We start from the raw sequence: 26594 nt of genomic DNA, 5'->3' as shown, positions 1-26594 counted from the left end.
TCCCACACGCACGTTCTTCGACTTCGCTCGGCACGAACGGTAAGGGGGGCGGGAAAAGGGATACAGAAAACCAGATGTTCGACCTCGACGCCTATCTCACCCGTGTCGCCATGCCCGCGCGGCCGACGCTCGACTCGATCGGTCTAGGCCGCCTCCAGCACGCGCATCGCCTCGCAATCCCGTTCGAGGATCTCGACGTCGTGCTCGGCCGCGGCATCGCGATCGACAGCGCATCGGTGTTCGCCAAGCTCGTCACCGCGCGCCGCGGCGGCTATTGTTTCGAGCATAACCGCCTGTTCCTCGACGCGCTCGCCGAGCTCGGCTTCACCGCCCGCCCGCTGCTCGCGCGCGTCTGGTACGCGGCGACCGACGTACCGCCACCGCAGACCCACACCTTCGCGCTCGTCACGATCGAAGGGCAGGACTGGATCGCCGATACCGGTTTCGGCGGCAGCTACACGCCGGTCCTCCCGCTGGCGGACGGCGCCGAGGCAACCGCGCCCGATGGCGCCCGCTTCCGGCTGGAAGCGACCGACAGCGGCTGGATGCTGCTGCGCGACGGCGATCACATGACCACCGATGGGCGCGGGACAGGCGACGGGTTTCAACCGCAATACAGCTTCACGCTCGCGCCGGTGTTCGACGCGGATCTCGCGCTGTCCAACCACTGGACGTCGACCGCGCCGTCCAGCCGCTTCACCCACACCCCGATCGCCAGCGTCGTCCTGCCCAATGGCTTCGCGTCGCTGATCGGCCGCAACTATCGTCGTCGGTCGGGCACCGACACGACGGTCGGCGAGATCACCGATCCGCGCGTGTACCGGATCCGCATGAGCCTGTTGTTCGGGATCGACCTGAGCGTCGAGGATGTCGCCGCGCTAGGGCTGTTCTGAAGGCCCGGAAGGGGCTTCCAACCTAACTTCCGTTCGTGCTGAGTAGCGACCGAGTAGCTGCGTCAGCAGCGTATCGAGGGCGCGTATCGAAGCATGGGTTCCGTGCGCCGACCTGTCCTTCGATACGTCCGCTCGATACGCCGCGTCGCGCCTGCTCGATGACTATTTAGGACGAACGGATTTGGGTCACAGGCGAACGGCTCGCGCGCGTTCAGACCCGCTCGCGTTCCAGCAGGTCGCGCGCGTTCAGCCCGAGCAACTCGATATGCCCAAGGATCCGCGGCCACTGCGTCGTCACGAAATTCTCGCGCTCGGCGATCCGCAACGCCTCTGCCGCGCCCGGCATCACGAACATCCCGACGCCGCGGCGGACCTCGACATAACCGTCATCCTGAAAGCTCTGATACGCCTTGGCGACCGTCAGCGGGTTCGCGCCCTGCTCGGCGGCAAACGCGCGGACCGACGGCAACTGGTCCCCCGCGCGATAGTCACCTCGGAGAATCCCGGCGGCGATCGTGCTGCGGAGACGGATATATACGGGGCTGTCGTCGCTGCTGAGCGCTGTCATGCTGTTCTAATACAGCAATCGGGCGAATAGTCGAGTCCTTAGGATCCCCAATGGCTTACCAACCGTGCCATATCCGGGCGGGGCCGTTCGTCGAGCGCACGCGACGGCGTGCCGATGAACATGAAGCCCGCGATCCGCTCCGACGGCGAACCGAACGCATCGCGCACCGCATCCGAGAACGCCGCCCAGCCGGTCAGCCAGCCGCCCGCGAACCCCTCGGCATGGACCGCGTGCAGCAGGTTCATGCACGCCGCGCCCGCCGACAATTCCTGCTCCCACAGCGGAATCTTGCTCTCCTTGGGCGACGACAGGACGACGACCAGCGTCGGCGCCTGGTGCGCGAACTGGTCGAGCGACTCCAGCTCAAGCCGCGACGCGTCGGGACGCTCGGCGAGGTACGCGTCGGTGATCAGCGTCGACAGCGCCTTGCGGTGGTCGTCGCCGACCACGACGAACCGCCACGGCGCCAGCTTGCCATGATCGGGCGTCCGTGCCGCGATCTCGAGGATCGTCGCCAGCTGATAGGAATCGGGGCCGGGCGCAATCAGGTCGCGCGGCTTGCCCGAGCGGCGGGTGGCGAGCAGCGACAGCGGCGTGGAACGATCGTTGAGCATGGCATGGGAGATAGGCTTTGCCCTGCGATATTTACAGTCCGGGCTTTGTCGTTAAGTTGCGCGCACATAACGACGCCGCGACCGACGGCGGCCAGAACGAGTATTAGGGAGCGTAAGCATGGTGGACACCCCGACCGCGGATACCCCGCGAGAGCCGGATATCACCCATATCAATCCGGCCGCCGGGGAAACCTGGTTCGGGCACCCACGGCAGCTCGCGCGGCTGTTCACCACCGAGATGTGGGAGCGGTTCGGCTATTACGGCATGCGCGCGCTGCTCACGCTGTATCTCACCAAGCATTTCGTGTTCGGCGATCGCGAGGCGACCGGCCTGTACGGCGGCTACACCGCGCTGGTGTATCTGACGCCGCTGGTCGGCGGCTATCTCGCCGACCAGTATCTCGGCTCGAAGCGCGCGGTGAAGTTCGGCGCGATCATCATGGCGATGGGCTATCTGCTGCTGTGCTTCGGCGGCGAGACCGCCAAGCCCTATGCGACCATCGCCAACCAGCGCTACGAGATCCAGGTGGTCGAACAGGCCGACAGCGAGGTCCGCTACCTCGTCGACGGCGCGAACAAGCTGAAGATCAAGGGCAATGACGACGGCACCGTCTCGCTGCTCGCGGCCGACGGATCGACCGCGCGGACGGTCGAAAAGGGCGGCTTCGAATCCGGCGCGGAACGCAACAGCTTCTACGTCACGATCATGCTGCTCGCTCTGTGCATGATCTCGGTCGGCAACGGCTTCTTCAAGCCCAACATCTCGACCATGGTCGGCGAGCTTTACGCGCAGGGCGACAAGCGCCGCGATGCCGGGTTCACGATCTTCTACATGGGGATCAACCTCGGCTCGCTGTTCTCGCAGCTGCTCTGCCCGTTCCTCGCGGTCGCGTTCGGCTGGTGGGCCGGCTTCGGTCTGGCGGCGATCGGCATGCTGTTCTCGTGGACGCTGATCCAGTTCGATGGCGGCAAGTTGAACGGATATGGCGAGCCGCCGGTGCGCAGCGGCCCCGACCGCGCGCTCGGCATCTATGCGCTCGCGCTGCTCGGCATCCCGATCTTCTACCTGCTGTTCGTCAACCTGATGAATGCCGAGCCGCCGGTGCCGGGTTCCGGGATCGTCGGCTACATCGCCTCGCTGTCGCTGATGGGCAAATTGCTGTTCGGCACGTTCCTGATCGCGGTGCCCGGCATCCTGATCTGGTCGTTCGTCAATGGCGAGCGGCGCGAGTTCCAGATGATGCTCGCGGCGATGGTGCTGATCGTGTTCAACGTCGTGTTCTGGACGCTGTTCGAGCAGGCCGGCTCGTCGCTGACCCTGTTTGCGGATCGCAACACCGATCTCAGCGTGTTCGGGCTGTTCAGCATCTCGGCCGGGCAGACTCAGTTCTTCAACGCGTTCTTCATCGTCGCGCTTGCGCCGGTGATGTCGATCCTGTGGACCAAGCTGGCCGCCCGCGGCATCGAGCCGTCGATCCCGGTCAAGTTCGGCATCGCGCTGATCGGCGTCGGCGTCGGCTTCCTGTTCCTCGTCTGGGGCGCGAGCATGGTCGGGCCGACGTTCAAGGTCGCGATCTGGTGGCTGGCGGGGCTCTACTTCATCCACTCGTTCGCCGAGCTCTGCATCTCGCCGGTCGGGCTCAGCATGATCACCAAGCTGTCGATCGCGCGCGTGGTCGGGCTGATGATGGGCGTGTGGTTCCTGTCGATCTCGGTCGCGCAATATGTCGCGGGCATCGTCGCGCAGGTCGCGAGCGTCGAGACGGTCGGCGGGCAGGTGACCAATTTGAAGGTCAGCCTCGACACCTATGCGGGCGTGTTCTGGACGATCGGGCTGGTCTCGGCCGGGATCGGCGTGCTGCTGCTGCTGATTTCGCCGCTGATCAAGAAGTGGATGCACGGCGTCCAGTAAGGCCTGCTCTTCAATCCTCCCCCGCCAGGGGGAGGTGGCAGGCGCAGCCTGACGGAGGGGGCGGTACGCGAAACGCTTGTTCCGTGTCCGCCCCCTCCGTCGCCTTCGACGACACCTCCCCCTGGCGGGGGAGGATGGTGCAGGTATCGCGAATAGGCGGACGCGGTCAGATCCGCGTCATCGACAGCGCCTTCTCGCCGTACCGCGGCCCGGCTGTCCCACCCTTTGGCGCCGCCGCATCCAGCTTCGCCAGATCATCCGCGGTCAGTGCAACGTCCGTCGCCTTCATGCTGTCGTCCAGCGTAACACGGCGCTTCGACCCCGGAATCGGCACGATATCGTCGCCCTGCGCGAGCAACCACGCGAGCGCGACCTGCGCCGGGCTCGCGCCATGCGCGTCCGCGATTCCCTTCACCACCGCGACCATCTCCATGTTCGTGGCGAAATTCTTGTCCGAATAGCGCGGATCGTTGCGCCGATAATCGCCCTCGGGCAAATCCGACCGTGCGGTGATCTGCCCGGTCAGGAACCCGCGCCCCAGCGGCGAATAGGGCACGAACCCGATCCCCAGTTTGCGACACAGCGGCAGGATCTCGTCCTCCACCCCGCGCTCCCACAACGAATATTCGCTCTGCAACGCCGCGATCGGATGCGTCGCCGCCGCGCGCCGGATCGTATCGAGCCCGGCCTCCGACAGCCCGAGATGCCGCACCTTGCCCTCGCGGACGAGCTCCGCCATCGCGCCCACCGTATCCTCGATCGGCACGCCCGGATCGACGCGGTGCTGGTACAGCAGGTCGATCGTCTCGACCCCCAGCCGCTTCAGCGATCCCTCGCACGCACGCCGCACATTGGCGGGGGTGCTGTCGACCCCGGTCATGCCCTTGTCATCGTACCGAAAGCCGAACTTGGTCGCGATCACGACGCCGTCGCGCTTGCCGCGGATCGCCGTGCCGAGCAGTTCCTCGTTGATCAGCGGGCCGTAGATTTCGGCGGTATCGAACAGCGTCACGCCCAGCTCGATCGCGCGGTGGATCGTCGCGATGCTCTCGTCGGCGTTCGCCTCGCCGTACATGCCCTTGCCGATGCCGGCCATCGGCATGCAGCCGAGACCCAGCGCGGAAACCTCGAAATCAGGGCCGAGCGTGCGATATTTCATGCGGAATCTCCTTGGCGTCACTGCGCGCTGAAACGGAGATGGTGACGGCGGTATCCATCGTCACGTTGCCGACGGTGCGAAATAGGTCGGGAACCGTCTCGACCGCGATGAACAGCCCCAAAGCCTCGATCGGCACGCCCATCGCGATCGCCACCGGCGCGACCGAGGCGATGAAGCTGACCGTCCCCGGCAACGACACCGATCCCATCGTCGTGATCGCCGCGGTGGCGATTCCCGCCGCGAGCTGCCCCGGCCCGATCGGCACCCCGACGAGATGCGCGACGTACAGCGCCACCGCCAGATTCATCGCCGGGCTGGTCGCGCGAAAGACCGCGACCGCAAGCGGCAGCACGATCCCCGCCGTGGCAGGCGAAGCACCCAGCTCGACCGATCCCTTCAGCATCGCCGGCAGCGACGCGAGCGACGACTGCGTGCTGATCGCCACCGCCTGCGCCGGCGCGACCGCGCGCGCAAAGGCGGCGAACCGCACCCGCCCACCGATCATCCCGACCGGATACGCCGCGATCAGCACGACCACGCCGATCGCCGAGACGCAGACGATGTAATGCACCAGCGCACCGAACGCGGCCGTCCCGGTCCGCGCGCCAACGCCATACGCCAGCGCGAAGATCCCGATCGGCGCGAGCTTCAGCACCCAGCCGATCACGATCAGCAGCGCGTCGACCACCGCCTGGAAGAACCCGGTCAGGATGCTGCGCTGCGCCTCGGGCAGCTGCGTGACCGCGAACGCGAACGCCAGCGCGAACACCGTCAGCGGCAGGAACGCATCGCCCGCCGCGGCCGCCACGACGTTGGTCGGCACGATCGTATCGAAGAACGCACCGATCCCCGGCACCGTCCCGACCGGCGCGCTGGTCGTCAGCGCGGTGCGCAGCGCGGTCGCGAGGCCAGCCGGCAGTGGCCACGCCTCGAGCAGCAGCGGCGTCACCAGCGCGGACATGATCGTCACCGCCCACAGGATCGCGACCATCATCGCCAGCGCGCGCACCGTGATCCGCCCGGCGCGCGCGGCTTCCGCGGTCGCACCGATCCCGGTGACCAGCAGCGAGACGATCAGCGGCACGATGACCATCTGCAACCCGTGCAACCACGCCGACCCGATCGGCTGCGTCACCGCGGTCACCGCGATCGCCTGCGTCGGCGCCAGCGCGGCGGCGACGATGCCGATCGCGATACCACCAACCAGGGCGATCAATATCCGTGTTGCCTGCGACATGCTCGCCCTTCGTGTTGCATCGCGCTATCAGCGATGGCGAACCCGATACCGGACGGAAAGTACAAGCGATGGCAAGGAAATATTTCGGCACCGATGGCATTCGTGGCGCCACCAACGTCTCGCCGATGACGGCGCAGATGGCGATGAAGGTCGGGATGGCAGCGGGCGCCTATTTCCAGCGCGGCAACCACCGGCACCGCGTCGTGATCGGGAAGGACACGCGTCTGTCGGGCTATATGCTCGAATCCGCGCTCGTCGCAGGCTTTACCAGCGTCGGTATGGACGTCGTCATGGTCGGGCCGATGCCGACGCCTGCGGTCGCGATGCTCACTCAGTCGATGCGCGCGGATATCGGCGTGATGATCTCCGCCAGCCACAATCCCTATGCGGACAACGGCATCAAGCTGTTCGGCCCCGACGGCTACAAACTGTCCGACGAGGCCGAGGCCGCGATCGAGGCGCTGATCGACGGCGACGTGCCGCTCGTGACCTCCGACCAGATCGGCCGCGCGCGCCGGATCGAGGACGCACAGGGCCGCTACATCCATTTCGCCAAGTCGACCTTCCCCGAAAATCTCCGCCTCGACGGCATGCGGATCGTGATCGATTGCGCGAACGGCGCCGCGTACAAGGTCGCGCCGTCCGCCTTGTGGGAACTCGGCGCAGACGTCGTCGCGATCGGCGTGTCGCCCAACGGCACCAACATCAACGACGGCGTCGGCTCGACCGCGCCGCAGACGCTCGCCGAGACGGTGGTCGCGAGCGGCGCGGACATCGGCATCGCGCTCGACGGCGACGCGGACCGGCTGATCGTGGTCGACGAAACCGGCACGATCGTCGACGGCGACCAGCTGATGGCGACGATCGCGGCCAGCTGGGCGCGGCAGGGGCGGCTTGCCGGCGGCGGGCTGGTCGCGACGGTCATGTCGAACCTCGGGCTCGAACGGCATCTGGCGGCACAGGGCCTGGGGCTGGTGCGCACCAAGGTCGGCGACCGCCACGTGCTCGAGAAGATGCGGTCGAGCGGCTATAATGTCGGCGGCGAGCAGTCGGGCCACATCATCCTGTCGGATTATGCGACGACCGGCGACGGCCTCGTCGCCGCGCTCCAGATCCTCGCCGAGGTCAAGCGCTCGGGCGCGCCGGCCGGCGAAGTGCTGCACCGGTTCGAGCCCTTGCCGCAGTTGCTCAAGAACGTCCGGTTCGGCGGCGGCAAGCCGCTCGACGACGAGTCGGTGAAGGCGGTGATCGTGCAGGCCGAGGCCGAACTCGCGGGTAAGGGCCGGCTCGTCATCCGTCCGTCGGGTACCGAACCCGTGATCCGCGTGATGGCCGAGGGCGACGATCTCGGCCAGGTCGAGCGCGTCGTCGACCGGATCTGCGACGCCGTGCGCAAGGCGGCCGCCTGATGCTCGAGATGCGCCCCGCCTGCGAACGCTGCGCCGCGGACCTCCCCGCGGACGCACCTGGCGCGTTCATCTGCTCGTTCGAATGCACCTTCTGCGCGGAATGCGCCGACGCGCTCGACGAGCGTTGCCCCAACTGCGGCGGCGAACTGCTCGACCGCCCGACGCGGCTCGGCGAAGCGCCCCCGCAGAAGCCCGCCGCGGGCAGGCGGCACTAGGGTCCTCCCGCAACCAGACTCTTCTACCACCCCGGCGAAGGCCGGGGCCCAATTGGAAAGGTCCAGGTAACGGACCGCTACCCTCCGTTAGCAGCGTTTCCCGGTTGGGCCCCGGCCTCCGCCGGGGTGGTGGGGCAGGGCATAGCCCTGTCCTACATCGCCCCGATTATGCCATAGCCCAGCAGATGACCTCCACCCTCGCCAAACCCCGTGCAGCGGCCCCAAACCGCCTCACGACCAAACCGCGCGAGCGTCTATACTTCCTATACTTCACTTTTCCCGCAGCCCGCCGATGACCACCAGAATCCTCATCATAGCCGGCTCCGATTCAGGCGGCGGCGCGGGCATCCAGGCCGACATCAAGACCGTCACGATGCTCGGCGGCCACCCGATGACGGCCATCACCGCGATCACCGCGCAGAACACGCTGGGCGTACAGGCGGTCCACCCGGTGCCCACCGACATCGTCCTCGCGCAGATCGACTCGGTGGCCAGCGACATCGGCATCGACGCGGTAAAGATCGGCATGATCGGCTCGGCAGAAACCGCCAATGCCGTGGCCAACCGCCTAACCCCTCTGTTCTCCCGCGAAGGCGGGGGCCCAGTCTGGACTCCCGCCTTCGCGGGAGAACAAGGAGGGGAAGACCGTCGTCTCGCCAAGCGCATCCCCATCATCTTCGACCCGGTCATGATCGCCACCAGCGGCTCCGTGCTCGCCGACCCGGCGACCATCGCCGCGTTCGCCCGCCTCATGCGGATCGCCACGCTCGTCACCCCCAACCTCCCCGAACTCACCGCACTCGGCGGCGAGGCCGCCGTGCGCGCGCTCGGCCCGGCCGTGCTGATCAAGGGCGGCCACGCAGAGGGCGAGCACATCACCGACCGTCTCGTCACCGACGCCGGCGAAACGCGCTGGATCAATCCCCGCATCGAAACGCGCCACGCGCACGGCACCGGCTGCACGCTCGCCAGCGGCATCGCCACCGGGCTCGGCCAGGGCATGCCGCTCGACGCAGCCATCGCGCGCGCGATCGCGTTCGTCCGCGCCGCGCTTGCCCACGCGCCGGGGCTGGGTGCAGGGCACGGTCCGATGGGGCACGCACTCGGTGTCAGCCCATTCGACCAGTTGAAAGACCGCAAATGCCCGGCATGAAACACGAAAAGCTCTGCGTCGGCCCCGTCGCCGGCGTCGACGAAGCCGGCCGCGGTCCGCTCGCCGGCCCGGTCGTCGCCGCCGCGGTGATCCTGCCCGCCAAAGGCGTCCCCCGCGGCATCGACGATTCGAAAAAGCTCTCCGCCTCCGAACGCGAACGGCTCTGCGCGCGGCTGAAAGGCTGTGCGATCGTCGGCATCGGCATCGTCGAGCCCGACGAGATCGACACGCTCAACATCTACTGGGCGACGATGAAGGCGATGACGCTCGCGGTCGATGCGCTCGCCACCGAACTCGGCCACGCGCCCGGCCACGTCCTCGTCGACGGCAACCGCTTGCCCCGCTGGACCTACCCCGCCACCCCGCTGGTCGGCGGCGATGCGAAATCGCTGTCGATCGCCGCCGCCTCGATCGTCGCCAAACACACGCGCGACCTGATCATGATCGCCGCCGCCGACGTCCACCCCGAATATAACTGGCATTCGAACAAGGGTTACGGCTGCGCACATCACATGAAGGCGCTCCGCGACCACGGCCCCACGCCGATTCACCGCCGCAGTTTCGCCCCCGTCGCCGCGGCCTATCTGGCGCGCGAGGGACTTTTCGCAAAGGAAGCGACGAACTGAGTCTTTCGCGCCACACCCCAAGGGCTTGAGCCGCACGTCTCCCACGACTCAATATCTGGACGACGGCGACTCGATTGGTCGCATCGACGGAATCGCGCCGAAACGTCGTTAACGATTGTTTGCTTGACGGAGTCGGACAATTTCGCCGCTATGGGGGTGATAAGGGGCGGAAAACATGGGTTTGATCGACACGATCGCGCGGCCGCGCGCGAAGAAGGCAGCGGAACCGGCGGTTCAGCCAGTCCTCCCGCTCGACCAAATCCTGCGCGGCGACTGTATCGAGCGTATGCAGGCATTGCCCTCGAACTCGATCGACATGATCTTCGCGGACCCCCCCTATAATCTCCAGCTCGGCGGCGAACTCTATCGCCCTGACGGCAGCCATGTCGACGCGGTCACCGACGACTGGGACAAGTTCGACACCTTCGCCGCCTATGACCGCTTCACCCGCGCCTGGCTGAAGGAAGCACGCCGCATCCTAAAGGACGACGGCTCGCTTTGGGTCATCGGCAGCTACCACAACATCTTCCGCGTCGGCGCGGCGGTGCAGGATCTCGGCTACTGGATCCTCAACGACATCGTCTGGCGCAAGACCAACCCGATGCCCAATTTCCGCGGCACGCGCTTCACCAATGCGCACGAGACGTTGATCTGGGCGTCGAAGGGCGAGAAGGCGAAGTATCACTTCAACTACCGCGCGATGAAGACGCTCAACGACGAACTTCAGATGCGCAGCGATTGGGAATTCCCGACCTGCGGCGGGACCGAGCGGCTGAAGAAGAACGGCACCAAGGTCCACCCGACGCAGAAGCCCGAAGCACTGCTGTACCGCATCCTGCTCGCCTGCACCGAGCCCGGCGACGTGGTGCTCGATCCGTTCTTCGGCACCGGAACGACCGGCGCGGTCGCCAAGCGCCTCGGCCGCAGCTGGATCGGCATCGACCGCGAGGGCGACTATATCGAGGCGGCGCACGAGCGGATCGAGGCCGCGTTGCCGCTCGACGAATCTGCGATCCGCACGATGATGAGCCCGCGCACGCAGCCCAAGGTCGCGTTCGGCGTGCTGGTCGAGAATGCATATCTCGTACCCGGCGCGGTGTTGACCGATTCGAAGCGGCGGTGGCGCGCGACGATCCGCGCGGACGGCTCGCTGCTCAGCGATTGCGGCACGATCGGCTCGATCCACAAGCTCGGCTCGACGCTCCAGAACGCGCCCGCGTGCAACGGCTGGAGCTTCTGGCATTACGAGAGCGACAAGGGGCTGAAGCCGATCGACGACCTCCGCCAGACCTACCTGCTGGCGACGACCGTCTAGCGAATTGCCGTTCGTGCCGAGTAGAGACCGAGCGTAGTCGAGGGCTCGTATCGAGGTACATGTCCCTCGATACGGCATTTCGACGCGCTCGATGCCTATACGGGACGAACGGGATTAGCCGTTTGAACGGCATGCGGATTTGGGGAAAAGGGGATCATGATCAGCCTCCACCTCCGCCCCGTCCAGTTCGTCGACACCCCGATCGGGCACGCCGACGGCGCCGTCGCACGCCTCGCGGGCGGCATGCAGTGGTTCGCCGCCTATGAGGTGATCGAAGGCCGCACCCGAAGGACAATCCCGGTCGCCGACGTCGCGACGTTGAGCGCGCGCGCGGCGCATCTCCACGCGACGATCACCGCTCCCCGCGCCGCCCTCCAGCTCGGCGACCGCACGCTCCGCTTCGACCAGCCCGTCGTCGCCGGCATTCTCAACGTCACCCCGGACAGCTTCTCCGACGGCGGCAAGCATGTCGACGACCCCGCCGCGGCGGCTGCCGCCGGGATCGACATGGCGGCGGCGGGCGCGACGCTGATCGACGTGGGCGGCGAATCGACGCGCCCCGGCGCGGCGGCGGTCTGGGAAGGCGACGAGATCAAACGCCTCGTCCCCGTCGTCGAACGCCTCGCCCGCGCCGGTGCGATCGTCTCGGTCGACACGCGCAAGGCCGCGGTGATGGAGGCCACGCTCGCCGCGGGCGCGCATATCGTCAACGACGTCGCCGCGCTGCTGTGGGACGACCGCGCGCTCGGCGTGGTCGCGAAAAGCGGCTGCCCGGTCGTGCTGATGCACTCGCCCGACCCGAAGAAGGGCGGTCATGGCGATGGCGGCTATGCCAACGTCCTGACCGACGTCTTCGATTGGCTCGAGGCGCGCATCGCCGCAGTCGTCGCGGGCGGCGTTGATCGCTCGCGGATCATCGTCGATCCCGGCATCGGCTTCGGCAAGACGCTCGCGGAGAATCTCGCGCTGCTGAACGGTCTCGCGATCTTTCACGGGCTGGGCTGCCCGATCATGCTCGGCGCCAGCCGCAAGCGGCTGATCGGCGCGCTCTCGAACGAGGCGCCGGTCGACCGGCGCCTCGCCGGCTCGCTCGCGCTGGCGGTGAAGGGGGCGGAAGCGGGCGTTCAGATCCTGCGCGTCCATGACGTCGCCGAGACGGTGCAGGCGGTCAGGATCTGGCGCGGGCTGCGCGATCAGTCGCTTGTCGGGGGCTGATCGTCGCCGCATTGCAGCGAAACGCGACTTCGCGCATTAAACGCCGCGTGAACAAGGAGCCGCCCGCTTGATCGTTACCGCAACACCCCGCATGAGCCAGATTCTGAGCGAGGTCTGGCGCCCGCTGCTCGGCCTGTTTGTCTGGGACGTGATCGTCACGGTCACCTATTATGTGCTGCCATTCCACGCGCCCGCGCTGCCGCTTACCCTGTTCGGCACCGCACTCGCGCTGTTCCTCGGCTTCCGCGATAACTCTGCCTATCAACGCTGGTGGGAAAGCCGTGGCCTGTGGGGTCTGATGATCAACGCCTCGCGCAACCTCGCGCGTATGGCGCGCAACATGCTGCCCGAGCCCGAAGGGCACGACATGAAGCGGACGATCGTGCTTCGCCAGATCGCCTATGTGAACGCGCTGCGCTGTCAGTTGCGCAAGCAGCCCCCAGCGCCCGAAGTCTTGCGCTTCCTGTCGAAGGAGGAGGCGTCGTTCGCGCTCGAGCGTACCAATATCGCCAATGGCCTGCTCGACGGTACCGGCCGACGGATCGACATTGCACGGCGCAACGGCTGGATCGACACGATCCAGCAGACGCAGTTCGAGGCGATTCTCGTCGACATCGCGAACGCGCAGGGCGGCATGGAGCGGATCAAGAACACGCCGCTCCCCAACCAGTACCGCTTCTTCCCGAGCCTGTTCACCCGACTGTTCTGCGTCCTGCTGCCGATCGGCTTGGTCGAGACGCTGGGTTACGCGACGCCGGTCGGCTCGACGATCGCCGGACTGATGTTCTTGGCGGTGCTGCAGATCGGCGACGACCTGGTCGACCCGTTCGCGGACACGATCCACGACGTGCCGCTCAACGCGATGTGCCGGACGATCGAGATCGACCTGCTCCAGGCGATCGGCGACCCGGCACCCGAACCGCTGACGCCCGAAAAGGGCGTGCTCTGGTAGGCTGGCCGTCAGACGGCGCGGTTGTGCGAGCATGCTGAACCGTCACGATGCAGTGGGTGGTGAAGAGTCGCTGTTTGCTGAGCAAGTGACGGGTTTCCTTGGCTGTCAACAACCGCCCATTGTCGGACGTTCCTCACCCCTGGCAGTGCCAAATAACCTTTGTTCGGTCATATCTTGGCTGTGTTCTTGATGGGAAAGCGCGTCAAAAGCGCATCACATGAATCAATCAGCGCTGGCAGATAGGTTTGATCGGCATCCAGGGCAAAAGAATGCTGCTGAGTCATGTGATCCGGCGTAATGTCTACTGTCGCCTCAACCTGACCTTTGCTCTGGATCCTTAGAACGACTTTGAGGTCGGGCTCGAGCGGCTGTAGAGCCGCTTCTCCTTTGAGCGTCTTGACCATGATAGCGAGTTGATCCCGAAACCTACTAATATCGGCGGTCATCAGGATCGGCCCATTGCACTCAATACGGGCTCCGTTTGTTTCCATGCGGGCCCGAATGAGGAGCCAGTTGGCGTCCCAATAGTCGTCTGCGTCAGGGAACTGGTGCCCATCGATCCAGAGAGACAGGCCAAGGAAGCGGAGGTCCGGATCGTCTGTCATTGCGCCAACATGCCAGTGCTCTGGTCGGCCTTCCATCCGCTAAGACCACCAGTAGCACGGTCGTTTTCCATCGGGCTCCGACATTCCCTCAAGCCGCGTTGTCGATCCCCAGGTCGCTGAGCTTGCGGTACAGCGTCGAGCGGCCGATACCGAGGCGGCGGGCGACCTCGGTCATGCGCCCGCGATAGTGGCCGATCGCGAGACGGATGACGTCGGCCTCGATCTCTTCGAGCGCGCGGAGGTTGCCGTCGGGGCGGAACAGCGTGACGCCGCCGCCGCCCGCTGCGACCGCCGCAGGGCCGCGCTGGCGATTGCCGAGCGCGGCGATCTGCGGGAAATCCTCCTCGGTCAGCGCGGCGCCTTCGCACAGCACGGCCGCGCGGAAGAGGGCGTTCTGGAGCTGGCGGACGTTGCCGGGCCAATCATACTGGACCAACAGCGCCAGCGCGGCGTCGGTGATCCCGAGCGGTCGCAACCCCGGTTGCTCGGCGATCCGCGCGAGCAGATGGCGGGCGAGCGCGGGGATGTCGCCGGTACGTTCGCGGAGCGGCGGGATCGTCACTTGGACCGCGTTCAGCCGGTAATACAGGTCTTCACGAAACCGCCCCGCCTCGACCTCGTCGAGCAGCCGTTGGTTGGTCGCGGCGATCACCCGGACGTCGACGTCGCGCGCATGGCGCGCGCCGATCGGCAGGACCTCGCCGGTGTGGAGCAGATGGAGCAGCTTGGCCTGCGCCTCCAACGGCATCTCGCCGATCTCGTCGAGGAACAGCGTGCCGCCATCGGCATCGTGGAAACGACCGATCTTGCGCTCGAACGCCCCGGTGAACGCGCCCTTTTCATGCCCGAACAGCTCCGATTCGATCAGATTGGCGGGCATCGCCGCGCAATTGACGGTAATCATCGGCTTCTTGGCGCGCGGCGATGCGGCGTGGATCGCCTCGGCGACGACCGCCTTGCCGACTCCGCTTTCGCCCTCGACCAGCACCGCAACGCGGGCGCGGGCCGCCTTTGCCGCGATTGCGAGTGCGGCGCGGAAATCGGGAGAGGAGCCGACGATCTCGTCGAACGCGAGCAGCGCGGGAATTTTCTCGGTGAGCGGGCGTAGCTCGCCCGCAGCAGTGCCCGCGACTGCGGCTTCCAGTGCGGCGAGGACGCGGTCGGGCGCGAGGGGTTTGACGAGGAAATCGGTCGCGCCGGCACGCATCGCGGATACCGCGTGCGCGACCGAGCCATTGGCGGTGAGCATCAGGATCGGCAGCGCGGGGCGACGCTCGCGCAGTTCGGCGATCAGCGCGGTCGCGTCGCCGTCGGGGGCGGAATGATCGAGCAGGATCGCATCGAGCTGCATCCCGTCCTGCGTGCCGAGCGTGGCGATCGCCATCTCGCCATCGGTCGCGAACACCGCACGCCAGCCGCCACGCGCGGCGAGTGCCGCCACCAGCCGTCGCTGTGCGGGTTCGTCGTCGATCAGCATTAGAAGGCGCTGCCCGTTGCGCATCGTGGCGAATCCTGTCCCGTTCCGGTACGTGCAATAGCCCAGCCGAGTAAAGGGCGCCTTAAATGTCGTGCTTGGCGATCTCGGATGTGCGGGTTAAGGTCGGCGTCATAGAGGATGACGCCCCGAGATCGGGGCCAGAGGACAGGGGCAGGAACCATGGCCGGCAACGGAGACATGAAGGCGCATGTGGCGACCTATTCGAGCGTGACCGGCATGATGAAATGGGGCGCGGTCGGGTGCGCGCTGGTCGTCGCGCTCGTCATCTGGCTGATTTCGTAACGCCATGAAGATCGCCGTCCTGAAAGAGCAAGCGGACGGCGAGCGGCGGGTGGCCGCGACGCCGGAAACGGTCAAGAAATTCATCGCGCTCGGCGCGACGCTGGCGGTCGAGACGGGCGCCGGCGAGACCGCCTCGATCGCGGACGCCGCCTATGCCGACGCAGGCGCGTCGGTCGGGGATCGCGCGGCGACGCTGGCGGGGGCCGACATCGTGCTTGGCGTGCAGGGCCCCGATCCGGCGACGCTCGGCGGCGTGGCGCCGGGCGCGTGGATCGTCGCCAGCCTCAACCCGTTCGCCGAGCGCGCCCGCGTCGAGGCCTATGCCGCGGCCGGGTACGAGGCGCTGGCGATGGAATTCATGCCGCGGATCACGCGCGCGCAGTCGATGGACATCCTGTCGTCGCAGTCGAACTTGTCGGGCTACAAGGCGGTGCTCGACGCGGCCGCCGAATATGGCCGCGCCTTCCCGATGATGATGACCGCGGCGGGCACGATCAGTGCGGCCAAGGCGTTCGTGATGGGCGTCGGCGTCGCCGGGCTCCAGGCGATCGCGACCGCGCGGCGGCTGGGCGCGCAGGTGTCGGCGACCGACGTGCGCGCCGCGACCCGCGAGCAGATCCAGTCGCTCGGCGCCAAGCCGATCTTCGTCGAGAATGTCGCAGGGATCGAAGGCGAGGGGACGGGCGGCTATGCCGGCGAGATGTCGCCCGAATATCAGGCGGCGCAGGCCGAGCTCGTGTCCGGGCACATCGCCAAGCAGGATATCGTCATCACGACCGCGCTGATTCCCGGGCGCTCGGCGCCGCGGCTGATCTCGGCGGCGCAGGTGGCCAGCATGAAGCCGGGCTCGGTGATCGTCGATCTCGCGGTCGAGCAGGGCGGCAATGTCGAGGGTTCGGTCGCGGGCGAGGTGGTCGTCGTGAACGGCGTGACGATCGTCGGCCACCGCAACGTGCCGTCGCGGCTGGCGGCGGACGCGAGCGCGCTGTTCAGCCGCAACCTGTTCAATTTCCTGAGCGCGTTCTGGGACAAGGACGCGGGGCGACCGGTGCTCGACGCCGAGATCGGCGACGCGATCCGCCTGACCCAAGGCGGCAAAATCGTGAACGCGCGGCTCACGTCGTGATATTCCTCCCCGGCACGGGGAGGGGGACCGGCGCAGCCGGTGGAGGGGGCGTCCCGCCTATGCTGCGTCCTGAAGTATCGCTGGCGCGCCGACTGCGCCGCAAGATGAGCCTTCCCGAGGTGCTGCTTTGGGAGCATCTGCGAGGACAGAAGACCGGCTTCAAATTCCGGCACCAGCATCCCATCGGTCCCTACGTCTGCGACTTCTACTGCGCCGCTGCCAAGCTGGCGGTCGAGGTCGATGGCGAATTCCACGGCCGCGGCGATCGCCTCCAGCGCGACACCGATCGCGACCGATTTTTAGAGCAGAATGGCCACCGGGTGCTGCGTGTGGCCGCCGGCGACGTGCTGGGGGATATCGAGGCCGTGGTGACGATGATCGTGTCGTCTGCGGCCCGCCCCCTCCACCAGCCTGCGGCCGGTCCCCCTCCCCGTGCCGGGGAGGAATGATGTACGGCAGTGTTGCGTCTATGGCTCTTGTGGAGCGGACGATGAAACCTCGAGATTATGATGTCGTGATCCGAGAGCTTCGGGCCGTTGATGGCGACACGCGCCGCAGCGTGAGAGAATTGGGAACCGAATAATGGACTTTATCGCGATCCTGTCGATCTTCGTGCTGGCGTGTTTCGTCGGGTATTTCGTCGTCTGGGCGGTCACGCCCGCGTTGCACACGCCGCTGATGGCGGTGACCAATGCGATCTCCAGCGTCATCATCGTCGGCGCGCTGATCGCCGCCGCCGCTGCCGGGATCGGTGCCGGGTCGGGCGTCGCCAAGGCGCTCGGGCTGGTCGCGGTGGTGCTGGCGAGCGTCAACATCTTCGGTGGCTTTGCGGTCACCGCGCGGATGCTGGCGATGTACAAGAAGAAGGAACGGCCGGTCGCGCCCGCTTCGAGCAAGTGAGCGGCACGCCAGGCGAGGGGACGCGATATGCATGAACTGACGGTCAGCCCCTGGGCATCGCTCGCCTATCTGGTCGCGGGGGTGTGTTTCATCCTCGCGCTGCGCGGGCTGTCGAGCCCGGCGTCGAGCCAGCGCGGCAACCGCTTCGGTATTATCGGGATGACGATCGCGGTCGTGACGACGCTGGTGACGCATGTGCCGGTCGCGGGAGGGATGATCGATCGCGCCGACCTTTACGGGGAAACGTGGACTTACGATGCGCTAACGATTGCCGAAATTCTCGCGGCCATAGTGATCGGCGCCATCATCGGCCTAGTCACCGCGAAAAAGATCGCGATGACCGCGATGCCGCAGCTCGTCGCCGCGTTCCACAGCCTCGTCGGGCTCGCTGCAGTGCTCGTCGGCGTCGCGGCCTATCTCAACCCGCAGGCGTTCGGGATTTCCGACCTCGTCGTGCCGATGATCGGCCAGCCTTTCGCGGTGATCCACCCTGTCAGCCGGATCGAGCTGGGGCTCGGCGTCGCGATCGGTGCGATCACGTTTTCGGGCTCGGTGATCGCGTTCCTGAAACTCAACGGCAACATGGGCGGCAAGCCGATCATGCTGCCGGGGCGCCACGTCATCAATCTCGCGCTGCTCGCCGGCATCCTCGGGCTGATCGGGTATTTCGTGACCGACCAGTCGGCGTGGATCTTCTGGACGATCACGCTGCTGAGCTTCGCCATCGGCTTCCTGCTGATCGTCCCGATCGGCGGCGCGGACATGCCGGTGGTCGTCAGCATGCTCAATTCCTATTCGGGCTGGGCCGCCGCCGCGATGGGCTTCACGCTCCACAACAGCGCGATGATCATCACCGGTGCGCTGGTCGGCAGCTCGGGCGCGATCCTGAGCTACATCATGTGCCGCGCGATGAACCGCAGCTTCATCAGCGTGATCGCCGGCGGGTTCGGCGCGGTCGCGGATACCAGCGGCGGCGGCACGGCGATCGATCGTCCGTGGAAGCGCGGTTCGGCGGAGGACGCCGCGTTCCTGATGAGCCAGGCCGAGCAGGTCATCATCGTCCCCGGCTACGGCATGGCGGTGGCGCAGGCGCAGCACGTCCTGCGCGAGATGGGCGACAAGCTGAAGGCCGAGGGCGTCCGCGTGAAATACGCGATCCACCCGGTCGCGGGGCGCATGCCGGGGCATATGAACGTGCTGCTGGCGGAGGCGAACGTGCCGTATGACGACGTGTTCGAGCTCGAGGACATCAACAGCGAGTTCGCGCAGACCGACGTCGCGTTCGTGATCGGCGCCAACGACGTGACCAACCCCGCCGCCAAGACCGACAAGGCCTCGCCGATCTACGGCATGCCCGTGCTCGATGTGGAAAAGGCCAAGACGGTGCTGTTCATCAAGCGATCAATGGGTGGCGTCGGCTATGCAGGGGTAGATAACGACCTGTTTTACCGCGACAATACGATGATGCTGCTCGCCGATGCCAAGAAGATGGTCGAGGATATCGTCAAGGCGCTCGACTAGGCGATCGGCCTCGTCTCGCGAAGGTTCCCCAACTTCAACGAAACTCGTTCCAGTTCGGGTGTAATTCTGGCGATCGCCGAGGCTAGTCTTCGCAACCCAGCGGAGATAGCCATGACCCCACTCGACGACGCCCCTTCCGATACGCGGTACGACACCGGGATCGATGCGATCCTGATCACGGCAGAGGGCGCACCCGACTGTTTCGCCGCCGCGCTGGCGGCGGTCGACGGGCGGATCGTCGCCCGGATCGGGTGGCAGGCGCCGTTCGCCCTTCACGCCACGCCGCAGGTGGTGGTGGTCGAGGCGGCGGGGGTGGACGCCGCCGTCCTTGCCGACCATCTGCCGCGGATCGTCGCGCGCGCGGCCGTTCTGGAGGCCGCGCTGGTGGTCGCGTTGGATGCCGACCAGATCGATGCGGTCTCGGCGGCGACCCTGGGCGGCGGCACGACGCTGCTGGTCGATCCCGGCGTCGCGGACTGCTTGGCGGCCATCGTGGTCGCCGTCGAGCGCACGCGCAGTCCTGCGGGCGTGTTCGATACCGGGCGCGAGACCGATGGCATGCGACTGGAGCGGCTGAACACCGAGGTCGCGCGGATCGCCGAGGCGCTCGCGCGGCTGACCCGTGCGGAGCTTGCGGGGGATGCACCCGCCGCGCCGATCGTCGGCGACCGGACGACCCGCTACGGCGCGCCGCCGTCGCTCGCCACGCCGAGTGCTGCAGACGTCCGGCGGGCGATCCGCGCGCGGCGGTTGCGCGACCAGTTTTTCGGCACCGCGCTGTTTGAGGATCCGGGCTGGGACATGCTGCTCGACCTCTACGCCGCCGAACTCGAACAGGCGCGGGTCTCGGTGTCGAGCCTGTGCATCGCCGCCGCGGTCGCACCCACCACCGCACTGCGCTGGATCGCGCGGATGACCGACACGGGGCTGTTCGAACGCCGCCCCGACATGCACGACCGGCGACGCGCGTTCATGGCGCTTTCCGAGCGCGCAAGCGAGGCGATGCGGGGGTATATCCTGGCCACGACAGGGGCGAATCTGCGGATTCCATGACGGTGCCCGCCCTTTTAGCTTGCCCCGGCCGCCGGGCTTTGGCATCGCACGTCGACCCGAGAGGGGGCGATTAGCTCAGTTGGTAGAGCGTCTCGTTTACACCGAGAATGTCGGCGGTTCGAGCCCGTCATCGCCCACCATCCCTGCATTCGATCGTCACAGGTCGCGGACGAGCCGGATCGCGACCGCGATCCAGGCGGGGTCCTCGATCGTCTGCGGCTGCGTGCCCGCGCCCGGCGGCAACAGGGTGACGCCGTCGCCGCATCCGATCAGCCGTCCGAAGACGAACCGGCCTGCGGGGTGCGGGACGAGCACGTCGCGGTTGAACGCGGTCGCAAACTCCTCGGGCGCGACCATCGCACACCAGATCACGTCGCCCGCGCGATAGTCGCCGATGCCACACGATACCGTCAGAGCGATCTGGCCCGATGCGACCTGCGGGGGCGCGACCGTCGCGGTGCGCCGGGGGGCGTGTGCGCCGCGCGCATCGAGGATCGCGGTGACGGGCAGGTCGGCGCGGTCGGGCAGCGTGACGAGATCGGCGGCTTCGACGCCCAGCGCGGCGGCGATGCGGTTGAGCCAGCCGACCGAGACGGTGCGCGTGCCGGTTTCAAGCCGGCCGATCGTCTGCGCCGTCGTCGGCGGGACGCAGCGCCGCGCGACATCCTCGAGCGTCAGGCCCTTGGCACGGCGAACTTGGCGGATGGCGGTGATCATCGACAGGCTCCAAACCAGATGGGTTATTCTTCTGTCCTACAACCGTGCCGATATGGCAATCGCTATGAGTAAGGGAGACGGTGGATGCGCGAATTGGTAGAACGGTCGATCGATTCGGAGGGCGTGCCGCTGCCGTCGGGGCCTCGGCGCGGGCGGACGGTGACAGTAAATCTGGCCGAATCGCCGCTCGGGTGGCTGCGCGCGCGCGGGCTGGTCAACGCGCGACAGTTCGCGGCGGGGGAGCGATTGCGCGCCGACTACGAGCGCGCGTCGATCGCGCCGAGCGTGACGATGCGCTGGGCGGAGCGGGTCGATGGCGCCCGGTATGACGGCGGCCATAACGGGCTCGATCCGACGTCGGCGCAGATCGCGGCAAAGGCGCGGTTCGACGCGGCGCTGGCGGCGGCGGGGCCGGGGCTCGCGGATATCCTGTGGCGCGTGGTCTGCGCGGGCGAGGGTCTGCCCGTCGCGGAGAAGGCGTTGCAATGGCCGGCGCGGGCGGGGCGGCTGGTGCTGACGCTCGCGCTCGATCGGGTGGCGGCGCAGTATGCGATCGGTTAGGCGCTCGCTTTGGCGCAGTCGCATGACTAGATGGCAAGCATGCGCTTCGATCTCGTAAAATGTCATGGGTCCGGTAATGATTTCCCGCTGATCGACGCGCGCGCGTCGACGCTCGGCGATGCGGCGTGGGCGGCGGTCGCGCGGGCGCTCGCGGATCGCGACGGCCCGGTTGGCGGCGATGGGCTGTTGCTGCTCACCGATGGCGATGCGGATCACGCGTTCGGGATGCGGATGTTCAATTCCGACGGCAGCGAATCCGAGACGTGCCTGAACGGGCTGCGGTGCGTAGCGCGCGCGGGGTTCGCCGCGACGGGCACAAAGACCGCGACCGCGCTGCTCAAGACGAGCGATGCGGTAGTGGTGCGCGATGCCGATATCGCGGCCGGCGTCTATACCGTCCGCGAGATTGCGGGGCCGGCCTCGCTCGACGTCGCCGCATGGCCGATGGCGGTGGGGGTGGACCGGGTCGTCGACGCGCCGATCGCCGGCTTGCCGACGCCGCGCGCGTTCACTGCAGTGGCGATGCCGAATCCACATCTCGTGACGTTCGTCGACGCGATCGACGAGGCCGAACTCGTCTGCGTCGGCGGAGCGTGCGAGGCCGCGCCCGACTGGCTGCCCAATCGCGCGAATGTCAGCTTCGTCGAGCTGCGGGGGCGCGACCTTTTCGTGCGCACCTTCGAGCGCGGGGTTGGGCTCACCGACAGTTGCGGCAGCGCGATGGCGGCGTCGACCTATGCCGCGTGCCTGACCGGGCGGATTGCGTACGACACGCAGACGACCGTGTTCAACAAGGGCGGGCTCGTCCGCGCGCAGGCGAATGCGGCGGCGATGGTGACGCTGTCGGGCAATGCGACGTTCGAGTGGAGCGGCTCGGTCGAGGTCGATCTGGAGACCGCGATCGCGACCGACCTAGCGGTCATGCGGCGGTACGAGGACGAGAGCGCCGCTTGGTCCAAACTCGTTGCAACTATCTGATGGCGCCTGCATCCTTCCATCAGACGGCGCGTATCTCCGGCAGTGGCGCCGCACACAGGCTCCGCGCAGGAGAGATGCCATGAATCATGTTTTCCGTACGGCAATCGTCGCCGTTGCCGTCGTCGCCAGCGGTAGCACGCTCGTTGCTGCCAAGACCAACCCGATGGTCGGTGGTGCCGCGATGTACCCGACCAAGAATATCGTCGAGAACGCGGTCAATTCGAAGGATCACACGACGCTCGTCGCCGCGGTGAAGGCTGCAGGCCTCGTCGAGACGCTGTCGGGTCCGGGTCCGTTCACGGTGTTCGCGCCGACCAACGCCGCGTTCAAGAAACTGCCCGCCGGCACCGTCGACACGCTGCTCAAGCCCGAGAACAAGGCGCAACTCGCTGGGGTCCTGACCTATCACGTCGTCCCCGGCACGATCACCGCGGCCGACATCGCCGCCAAGGCGAAGGCAAACGGCGGCACCGCGACCTACACCACCGTGCAGGGCGAGCCGCTGATGTTCAAGAAGGTCGGCATGGGATGGGGCATCATGGACGGCAAGGGCCACCAAGGTAAGATCACGATCGCCAACGTCATGCAGTCGAACGGCGTTATTCACGTTATCGACACGGTGATGCTGCCGTAATCGACTATAATAAAAGAGAGCTGCCTCCTCTCCCCCGAAAGGCAGTGGCGTCGGGCTCGTCGCCGAAAGGCGGCGAGTCCGATTGCGTTCTACGCGCCGTGTCGTCCCGGCCCTGTCGTCTCAACCTCTGTCATCCTCACGAAAGTCAGGATGACAGAGGAGGGCGACTCAGCTGATCAGCAGCCCCGCGAGCGCGGCGGACATCAGGTTGGCGAGGCTGCCCGCGGCCAGCGCGCGCAGGCCGAGCTTGGCGATCATCGGCCGCTGGTTGGGGGCCAGGCTGCCCGTCACCGCCATCTGGATCGCGATCGACGAGAAGTTGGCAAAGCCGCAGAGCGAGAAGGTGATCACCGCGATCGTGCGTGCGCTCAGCCCCTGCTGCGTGCCGAGCGAGATGTAGGCGACGAATTCGTTCAGCACGATCTTCTGCCCGAACAGCCCGCCCGCGATGCCCGCCTCGTTCCAGGGCACGTTGAGCAGGAACATGATCGGCGCGAAGAGATAGCCGAGCAGGCCCTGGAAGCTGAGCCCGGGCAGGCCGATCATGTTGCCGAGCCCGCCGAGCAGGCCGTTGGCGAGCGCCACCAGCGCGACGAACGCCAGCACCATCGCGCCGACCGCGACCGCGAGGCGGACGCCGGTCTGCGCACCCTGCGCCGCGGCCATGATCAGGTTGGCAGGCTTTTCCTCGTCGTGCGTCGCCTGCGGCATGGGTTCGCCAGCCGACGATTCGCCGGGCAGGTCGCCGAGCGCGAGTTCGCCCTCGGGCGGGGTGACGCGGTCGGGCATGATGATCTTGGCCATCAGGATGCCGCCGGGCGCCGCCATGAAGCTGGCGGCGAGCAGATAATCGATGCGGATCCCCATCGACGCATAGGCGGCGAGGATGGTGCCCGCGACGCCGGCCATCCCGCTGGTCATCACCGTGAACAGCTGCGCCGGCGTGAGGCCTGCGAGATAGGGGCGGATGACGAGCGGCGATTCGCTCTGGCCGACGAAGATGTTCGCCGCGGCGCACAGCGATTCGACCTTCGAGACGCCGATGACCTTCTCGATCCCGCCGCCGACCCAGCGCACGACGAACTGCATGATGCCGAGATAATAGAGGATCGAGACGAGGCTGGCGAAGAAGATGATGACCGGCAGCGCAGCGATCGCGAAGCTCTGGCCGCCGATTTCGGGGGTCGCCATCTTGCCGAACAGGAACTCGGTGCCCTTTTGCGAATAGCCGAGCAGGTTGGCGACGCCGCCCGACATCTCGCCGAGCACGACCTTGCCGAAGCTGGAATAGAGCACGAGGACGGCGATGCCCGCCTGCAGCGCGAAGGCGGCGCCGACGATGCGCAGGCGGATCGCCCGGCGATCGCTCGACAATAGCACGGCGATGCCGAGGATGACGGCGATACCGCCCAGGCCGATGACTAGTCTTTCCATGGACGCCCTGCGTTCTCGTACGATGACACACGCGGCCCCCCGGCTGCGCAAGCGGCCGACATGACACGGGCGGGCGCTAGTCGCCAGTCATTTGAGGACAGGCCGGTTTTCGCCCCCGCTTGTCATTTGACGGCGCGCGCGTTTTCGCTAGCGTCCGCGGCGATGAATACAGACCTTCCCGCGTTCCCGCGTTCGCTCTTCATATTCTCCGTGCTGTATGGCGGCATGGTGTGCATCGCCGGCGTGCTGGGGGTCAAACAGGTCGCGCTCGGCCCGCTCGCGGTCGAGGCGGGGATCTTCGCATTCCTGCTGCTGGTCGTGCTCAGCAGCGCGATCGCCGAGCTGCACGGGCAGAAGACCGCGACGCTGCTGGTCCGCCTCGGGTTCATACCCTTGCTGGTGTCCGCCGCGCTGATCCAGCTGGTGCTCGCGCTGCCGCACGATCCCGGCATGTACCCGCCCGCGGTCGACGCGTTTCCGATCGTCGTCGGGCAGGGCGCGCGGATGATGATGGCGGGGCTGATCTCCTACGGCATCTCGCAGACGCTCAACGTGCTGATCTTCGCCAAGCTTGCGGGGCAGGTCGGCGGCGGCGAGGGCAAGCTGGTGTGGCTGCGCGGGATGATCGCCAGCATCGTCTCGCAGGTGATCGACACGGTGTTGTTCATCACCATCTCGTTCCTCGGCGCGCGGCCGATCGTCGAGCTGATGGCGGGGCAGATGCTGACCAAGGTCGTGCTGTCGATCGTGCTGGTGCCGTTCATGATCACGTTCTTCGTGAAGCTCGGGCGGTGGCTGGACCGGGGCTAATCGTTTCACCAAGCCCGGCATCCTGACGTCCGTGCCTGCGTCATCCTGACGAAAGTCAGGATCCAGAGCCACGAGGGACGCCGCCCGTTACCCTGGATCCTGACTTTCGTCAGGATGACGGAATTGGTGATATGCGGTCCGGCTTTCGCTAATCCCCCGCACTGGCTAAGGGACGCGGATGACCGATCACACGCCCGATCCCGCCCTGCTCGCCAAGGCCGAAACGCTCACCGAGGCGCTGCCCTATCTGCAGCGTTATGCGGGCAAGACGTTCGTCGTGAAATATGGCGGCCATGCGATGGGCGACCCCGAGCTGCAGCGCGATTTCGCCGAGGACATGGTGCTGCTGAAGGCGGTCGGCATCAACCCGGTCGTGGTGCATGGCGGCGGGCCGCAGATCGGCGCGATGCTCAAGCGGCTCGGCGTCGAATCGCGTTTCGTCGACGGCCTGCGCGTGACCGATGCGGAGACCGCGCAGATCGCCGAAATGGTCCTCGCGGGTTCGATCAACAAGGAAATCGTCGGCTGGATCGGCCAGGCGGGGGGCCGCGCGGTCGGCATCTCGGGCAAGGACGCCGGCCTCGTCCTCGCGCAGAAGGTCGGCCATGGTCGCGAGCCCGACAAGCTCCAGGGGATCGAACGCCATGTCGACCTGGGCTTCGTCGGCGAGCCGATCGCGGTCGACCGGACGATCCTCGATACGCTGATCGCCGCCGACATCATCCCGGTGATCGCCCCGATCGGCATCGGCGCCGATGGTCACACCTACAACATCAATGCGGATACGATGGCGGGCGCGATCGCGGCGGCAATGGGCGCCGCGCGCTTCTTCCTGCTGACCGATATCGTCGGCGTGCTCGACAAGGAGGGCGAATTGCTGACCGACCTCGATCCGGCGCGGATCGCCGAACTGCGCGCCGACGGCACGGTGACGGGCGGGATGATCCCCAAGCTGGAAACCTGCGTCGCCGCAGTCCAGTCGGGCGTCGACGCCGCGGTGATCATCGACGGCCGTGTGCCGCATGCGATGCTGCTCGAGATCTTCACCAAGCAGGGCGCGGGCACGCTGGTGAGCGCGACGGGCGCGGCGCGGTAGGGGACGAGCCGCCTTTCACCCCCGTCATCCTGACGAAAGTCAGGATCCAGAGCCTCAAAAGGTAATCTTCGTGGCTCTGGATCCTGGGTCGAGCCCAGGATGACGGGACTC

General features: G+C 66.9%; 28 protein-coding genes and 1 tRNA gene. 21 read left to right on the top strand and 8 right to left on the bottom strand.

Annotation, left to right across the window (positions count from 1 at the left end; all coding sequences use genetic code 11):
• Nucleotides 1-74: 74 nt before the first annotated feature.
• Nucleotides 75-893: an arylamine N-acetyltransferase family protein gene (locus tag ASF00_RS03795; RefSeq protein ID WP_055874283.1), complete on the top strand. Its 819-nt coding sequence runs from the start codon at nt 75-77 to the stop codon at nt 891-893.
• Nucleotides 894-1104: 211 nt separating this feature from the next.
• Here ASF00_RS03795 and ASF00_RS03790 read toward each other — a convergent pair whose 3' ends face one another.
• Together ASF00_RS03790 and ASF00_RS03785 are read right to left on the bottom strand one after the other, a co-directional pair.
• Nucleotides 1105-1461: a GntR family transcriptional regulator gene (locus tag ASF00_RS03790; RefSeq protein WP_055874281.1), complete on the bottom strand. Its 357-nt coding sequence runs from the start codon at nt 1459-1461 to the stop codon at nt 1105-1107.
• Between the two features lie 38 nt (nt 1462-1499).
• Entirely contained in the window at nt 1500-2075 is a 576-nt protein-coding gene (locus ASF00_RS03785) for a nitroreductase family protein (protein ID WP_055874278.1), read from the bottom strand.
• A 118-nt stretch (nt 2076-2193) separates the two neighbouring features.
• On the opposite strand from ASF00_RS03785, the gene ASF00_RS03780 reads away from it, so the two are divergent.
• On the top strand, nt 2194-3987 hold the full coding sequence (locus tag ASF00_RS03780; protein ID WP_055874275.1) for a peptide MFS transporter: 1794 nt from the start codon (nt 2194-2196) through the stop codon (nt 3985-3987).
• A 166-nt stretch (nt 3988-4153) separates the two neighbouring features.
• Here the strand turns inward: ASF00_RS03780 and ASF00_RS03775 are convergent, their stop codons facing one another.
• Nucleotides 4154-5146 (bottom strand): aldo/keto reductase, encoded by a 993-nt coding sequence (locus ASF00_RS03775; RefSeq protein ID WP_055874272.1) that lies wholly within the window; start codon nt 5144-5146, stop codon nt 4154-4156.
• The gene (locus ASF00_RS03770) at nt 5121-6383 is read right to left on the bottom strand and encodes a dicarboxylate/amino acid:cation symporter (protein ID WP_055874269.1); all 1263 of its coding nucleotides are present in this window, start codon (nt 6381-6383) and stop codon (nt 5121-5123) included. Before ASF00_RS03770 ends, ASF00_RS03775 begins: the two co-directional genes overlap by 26 nt.
• Before the next feature lie 68 nt (nt 6384-6451).
• Here ASF00_RS03770 and glmM point away from each other — a divergent pair, with 68 nt between their 5' ends.
• The 7 genes from glmM (at nt 6452) to ASF00_RS03735 (ending at nt 13268) form a co-directional block, all read left to right on the top strand.
• Nucleotides 6452-7792 (top strand): phosphoglucosamine mutase, encoded by a 1341-nt coding sequence (glmM, locus tag ASF00_RS03765; protein ID WP_055874267.1) that lies wholly within the window; start codon nt 6452-6454, stop codon nt 7790-7792.
• A complete protein-coding gene (locus tag ASF00_RS03760; protein ID WP_055874264.1) occupies nt 7792-8007 on the top strand; it encodes a DUF1272 domain-containing protein in 216 nt (71 codons plus the stop codon). The genes glmM and ASF00_RS03760 overlap by 1 nt, the downstream gene beginning before the upstream one ends.
• A 292-nt stretch (nt 8008-8299) precedes the next feature.
• Nucleotides 8300-9160 carry a bifunctional hydroxymethylpyrimidine kinase/phosphomethylpyrimidine kinase gene (gene thiD / locus ASF00_RS03755; protein WP_055874261.1) on the top strand — a complete coding sequence of 287 codons (861 nt, stop codon included), beginning with the start codon at nt 8300-8302 and terminating at the stop codon, nt 9158-9160.
• Entirely contained in the window at nt 9148-9786 is a 639-nt protein-coding gene (locus ASF00_RS03750) for a ribonuclease HII (RefSeq protein WP_055874258.1), read from the top strand. The genes thiD and ASF00_RS03750 overlap by 13 nt, the downstream gene beginning before the upstream one ends.
• A 175-nt stretch (nt 9787-9961) precedes the next feature.
• Nucleotides 9962-11101, top strand: coding sequence for a site-specific DNA-methyltransferase (locus ASF00_RS03745; RefSeq protein ID WP_055874254.1), 1140 nt, complete (start codon nt 9962-9964; stop codon nt 11099-11101).
• Between the two features lie 156 nt (nt 11102-11257).
• Nucleotides 11258-12316, top strand: a complete 1059-nt coding sequence (gene folP, locus ASF00_RS03740; RefSeq protein WP_055874251.1) for a dihydropteroate synthase — start codon at nt 11258-11260, stop codon at nt 12314-12316.
• 67 nt (nt 12317-12383) lie between these two features.
• The gene (locus ASF00_RS03735; protein WP_055874248.1) at nt 12384-13268 is read left to right on the top strand and encodes a bestrophin family protein; all 885 of its coding nucleotides are present in this window, start codon (nt 12384-12386) and stop codon (nt 13266-13268) included.
• Between the two features lie 167 nt (nt 13269-13435).
• Here the strand turns inward: ASF00_RS03735 and ASF00_RS03730 are convergent, their stop codons facing one another.
• The gene (locus ASF00_RS03730) at nt 13436-13873 is read right to left on the bottom strand and encodes a WapI family immunity protein (protein WP_055874245.1); all 438 of its coding nucleotides are present in this window, start codon (nt 13871-13873) and stop codon (nt 13436-13438) included.
• 88 nt (nt 13874-13961) lie between these two features.
• Nucleotides 13962-15374 (bottom strand): sigma-54-dependent transcriptional regulator, encoded by a 1413-nt coding sequence (locus tag ASF00_RS03725; protein WP_055874242.1) that lies wholly within the window; start codon nt 15372-15374, stop codon nt 13962-13964.
• 114 nt (nt 15375-15488) lie between these two features.
• Here ASF00_RS03725 and ASF00_RS17815 point away from each other — a divergent pair, with 114 nt between their 5' ends.
• The 7 genes from ASF00_RS17815 (at nt 15489) to ASF00_RS03695 (ending at nt 20393) form a co-directional block, all read left to right on the top strand.
• The gene (locus tag ASF00_RS17815; protein WP_268795083.1) at nt 15489-15653 is read left to right on the top strand and encodes an aa3-type cytochrome c oxidase subunit IV; all 165 of its coding nucleotides are present in this window, start codon (nt 15489-15491) and stop codon (nt 15651-15653) included.
• A gap of 4 nt (nt 15654-15657) precedes the next feature.
• Nucleotides 15658-16779, top strand: a complete 1122-nt coding sequence (locus ASF00_RS03720; RefSeq protein ID WP_055874239.1) for an NAD(P) transhydrogenase subunit alpha — start codon at nt 15658-15660, stop codon at nt 16777-16779.
• A 59-nt stretch (nt 16780-16838) separates the two neighbouring features.
• Nucleotides 16839-17228, top strand: coding sequence for an endonuclease domain-containing protein (locus ASF00_RS03715; protein ID WP_055875370.1), 390 nt, complete (start codon nt 16839-16841; stop codon nt 17226-17228).
• A 133-nt stretch (nt 17229-17361) separates the two neighbouring features.
• Nucleotides 17362-17679 (top strand): NAD(P) transhydrogenase subunit alpha, encoded by a 318-nt coding sequence (locus tag ASF00_RS03710; RefSeq protein ID WP_055874236.1) that lies wholly within the window; start codon nt 17362-17364, stop codon nt 17677-17679.
• Nucleotides 17680-17706: 27 nt separating this feature from the next.
• The gene (locus tag ASF00_RS03705; protein WP_055874234.1) at nt 17707-19200 is read left to right on the top strand and encodes an NAD(P)(+) transhydrogenase (Re/Si-specific) subunit beta; all 1494 of its coding nucleotides are present in this window, start codon (nt 17707-17709) and stop codon (nt 19198-19200) included.
• A 111-nt stretch (nt 19201-19311) separates the two neighbouring features.
• Nucleotides 19312-20253 carry a MarR family winged helix-turn-helix transcriptional regulator gene (locus ASF00_RS03700; protein ID WP_055874231.1) on the top strand — a complete coding sequence of 314 codons (942 nt, stop codon included), beginning with the start codon at nt 19312-19314 and terminating at the stop codon, nt 20251-20253.
• 64 nt (nt 20254-20317) lie between these two features.
• Nucleotides 20318-20393: transfer RNA gene (locus ASF00_RS03695), tRNA-Val, on the top strand.
• A gap of 16 nt (nt 20394-20409) precedes the next feature.
• Here ASF00_RS03695 and ASF00_RS03690 read toward each other — a convergent pair.
• A complete protein-coding gene (locus tag ASF00_RS03690) occupies nt 20410-20970 on the bottom strand; it encodes a helix-turn-helix domain-containing protein (RefSeq protein WP_055874228.1) in 561 nt (186 codons plus the stop codon).
• 84 nt (nt 20971-21054) lie between these two features.
• On the opposite strand from ASF00_RS03690, the gene ASF00_RS03685 reads away from it, so the two are divergent.
• The 3 genes from ASF00_RS03685 (at nt 21055) to ASF00_RS03675 (ending at nt 23143) form a co-directional block, all read left to right on the top strand.
• A complete protein-coding gene (locus ASF00_RS03685) occupies nt 21055-21531 on the top strand; it encodes a DUF6456 domain-containing protein (protein ID WP_055874223.1) in 477 nt (158 codons plus the stop codon).
• Between the two features lie 39 nt (nt 21532-21570).
• On the top strand, nt 21571-22509 hold the full coding sequence (gene dapF / locus ASF00_RS03680; protein WP_055875366.1) for a diaminopimelate epimerase: 939 nt from the start codon (nt 21571-21573) through the stop codon (nt 22507-22509).
• Nucleotides 22510-22588: 79 nt separating this feature from the next.
• The gene (locus ASF00_RS03675) at nt 22589-23143 is read left to right on the top strand and encodes a fasciclin domain-containing protein (RefSeq protein WP_055874220.1); all 555 of its coding nucleotides are present in this window, start codon (nt 22589-22591) and stop codon (nt 23141-23143) included.
• 168 nt (nt 23144-23311) lie between these two features.
• Here the strand turns inward: ASF00_RS03675 and ASF00_RS03670 are convergent, their stop codons facing one another.
• Nucleotides 23312-24577 carry a NupC/NupG family nucleoside CNT transporter gene (locus ASF00_RS03670; RefSeq protein WP_055874216.1) on the bottom strand — a complete coding sequence of 422 codons (1266 nt, stop codon included), beginning with the start codon at nt 24575-24577 and terminating at the stop codon, nt 23312-23314.
• A 162-nt stretch (nt 24578-24739) separates the two neighbouring features.
• On the opposite strand from ASF00_RS03670, the gene ASF00_RS03665 reads away from it, so the two are divergent.
• Entirely contained in the window at nt 24740-25387 is a 648-nt protein-coding gene (locus ASF00_RS03665; protein ID WP_055875362.1) for a queuosine precursor transporter, read from the top strand.
• A 178-nt stretch (nt 25388-25565) separates the two neighbouring features.
• On the top strand, nt 25566-26483 hold the full coding sequence (argB, locus tag ASF00_RS03660; RefSeq protein ID WP_055874213.1) for an acetylglutamate kinase: 918 nt from the start codon (nt 25566-25568) through the stop codon (nt 26481-26483).
• Nucleotides 26484-26594: the final 111 nt, after the last annotated feature.

The organism is Sphingomonas sp. Leaf34, assembly GCF_001421805.1.
Lineage (GTDB): Bacteria > Pseudomonadota > Alphaproteobacteria > Sphingomonadales > Sphingomonadaceae > Sphingomonas.
This window is presented reverse-complemented; position numbering and strand designations above follow the sequence as displayed.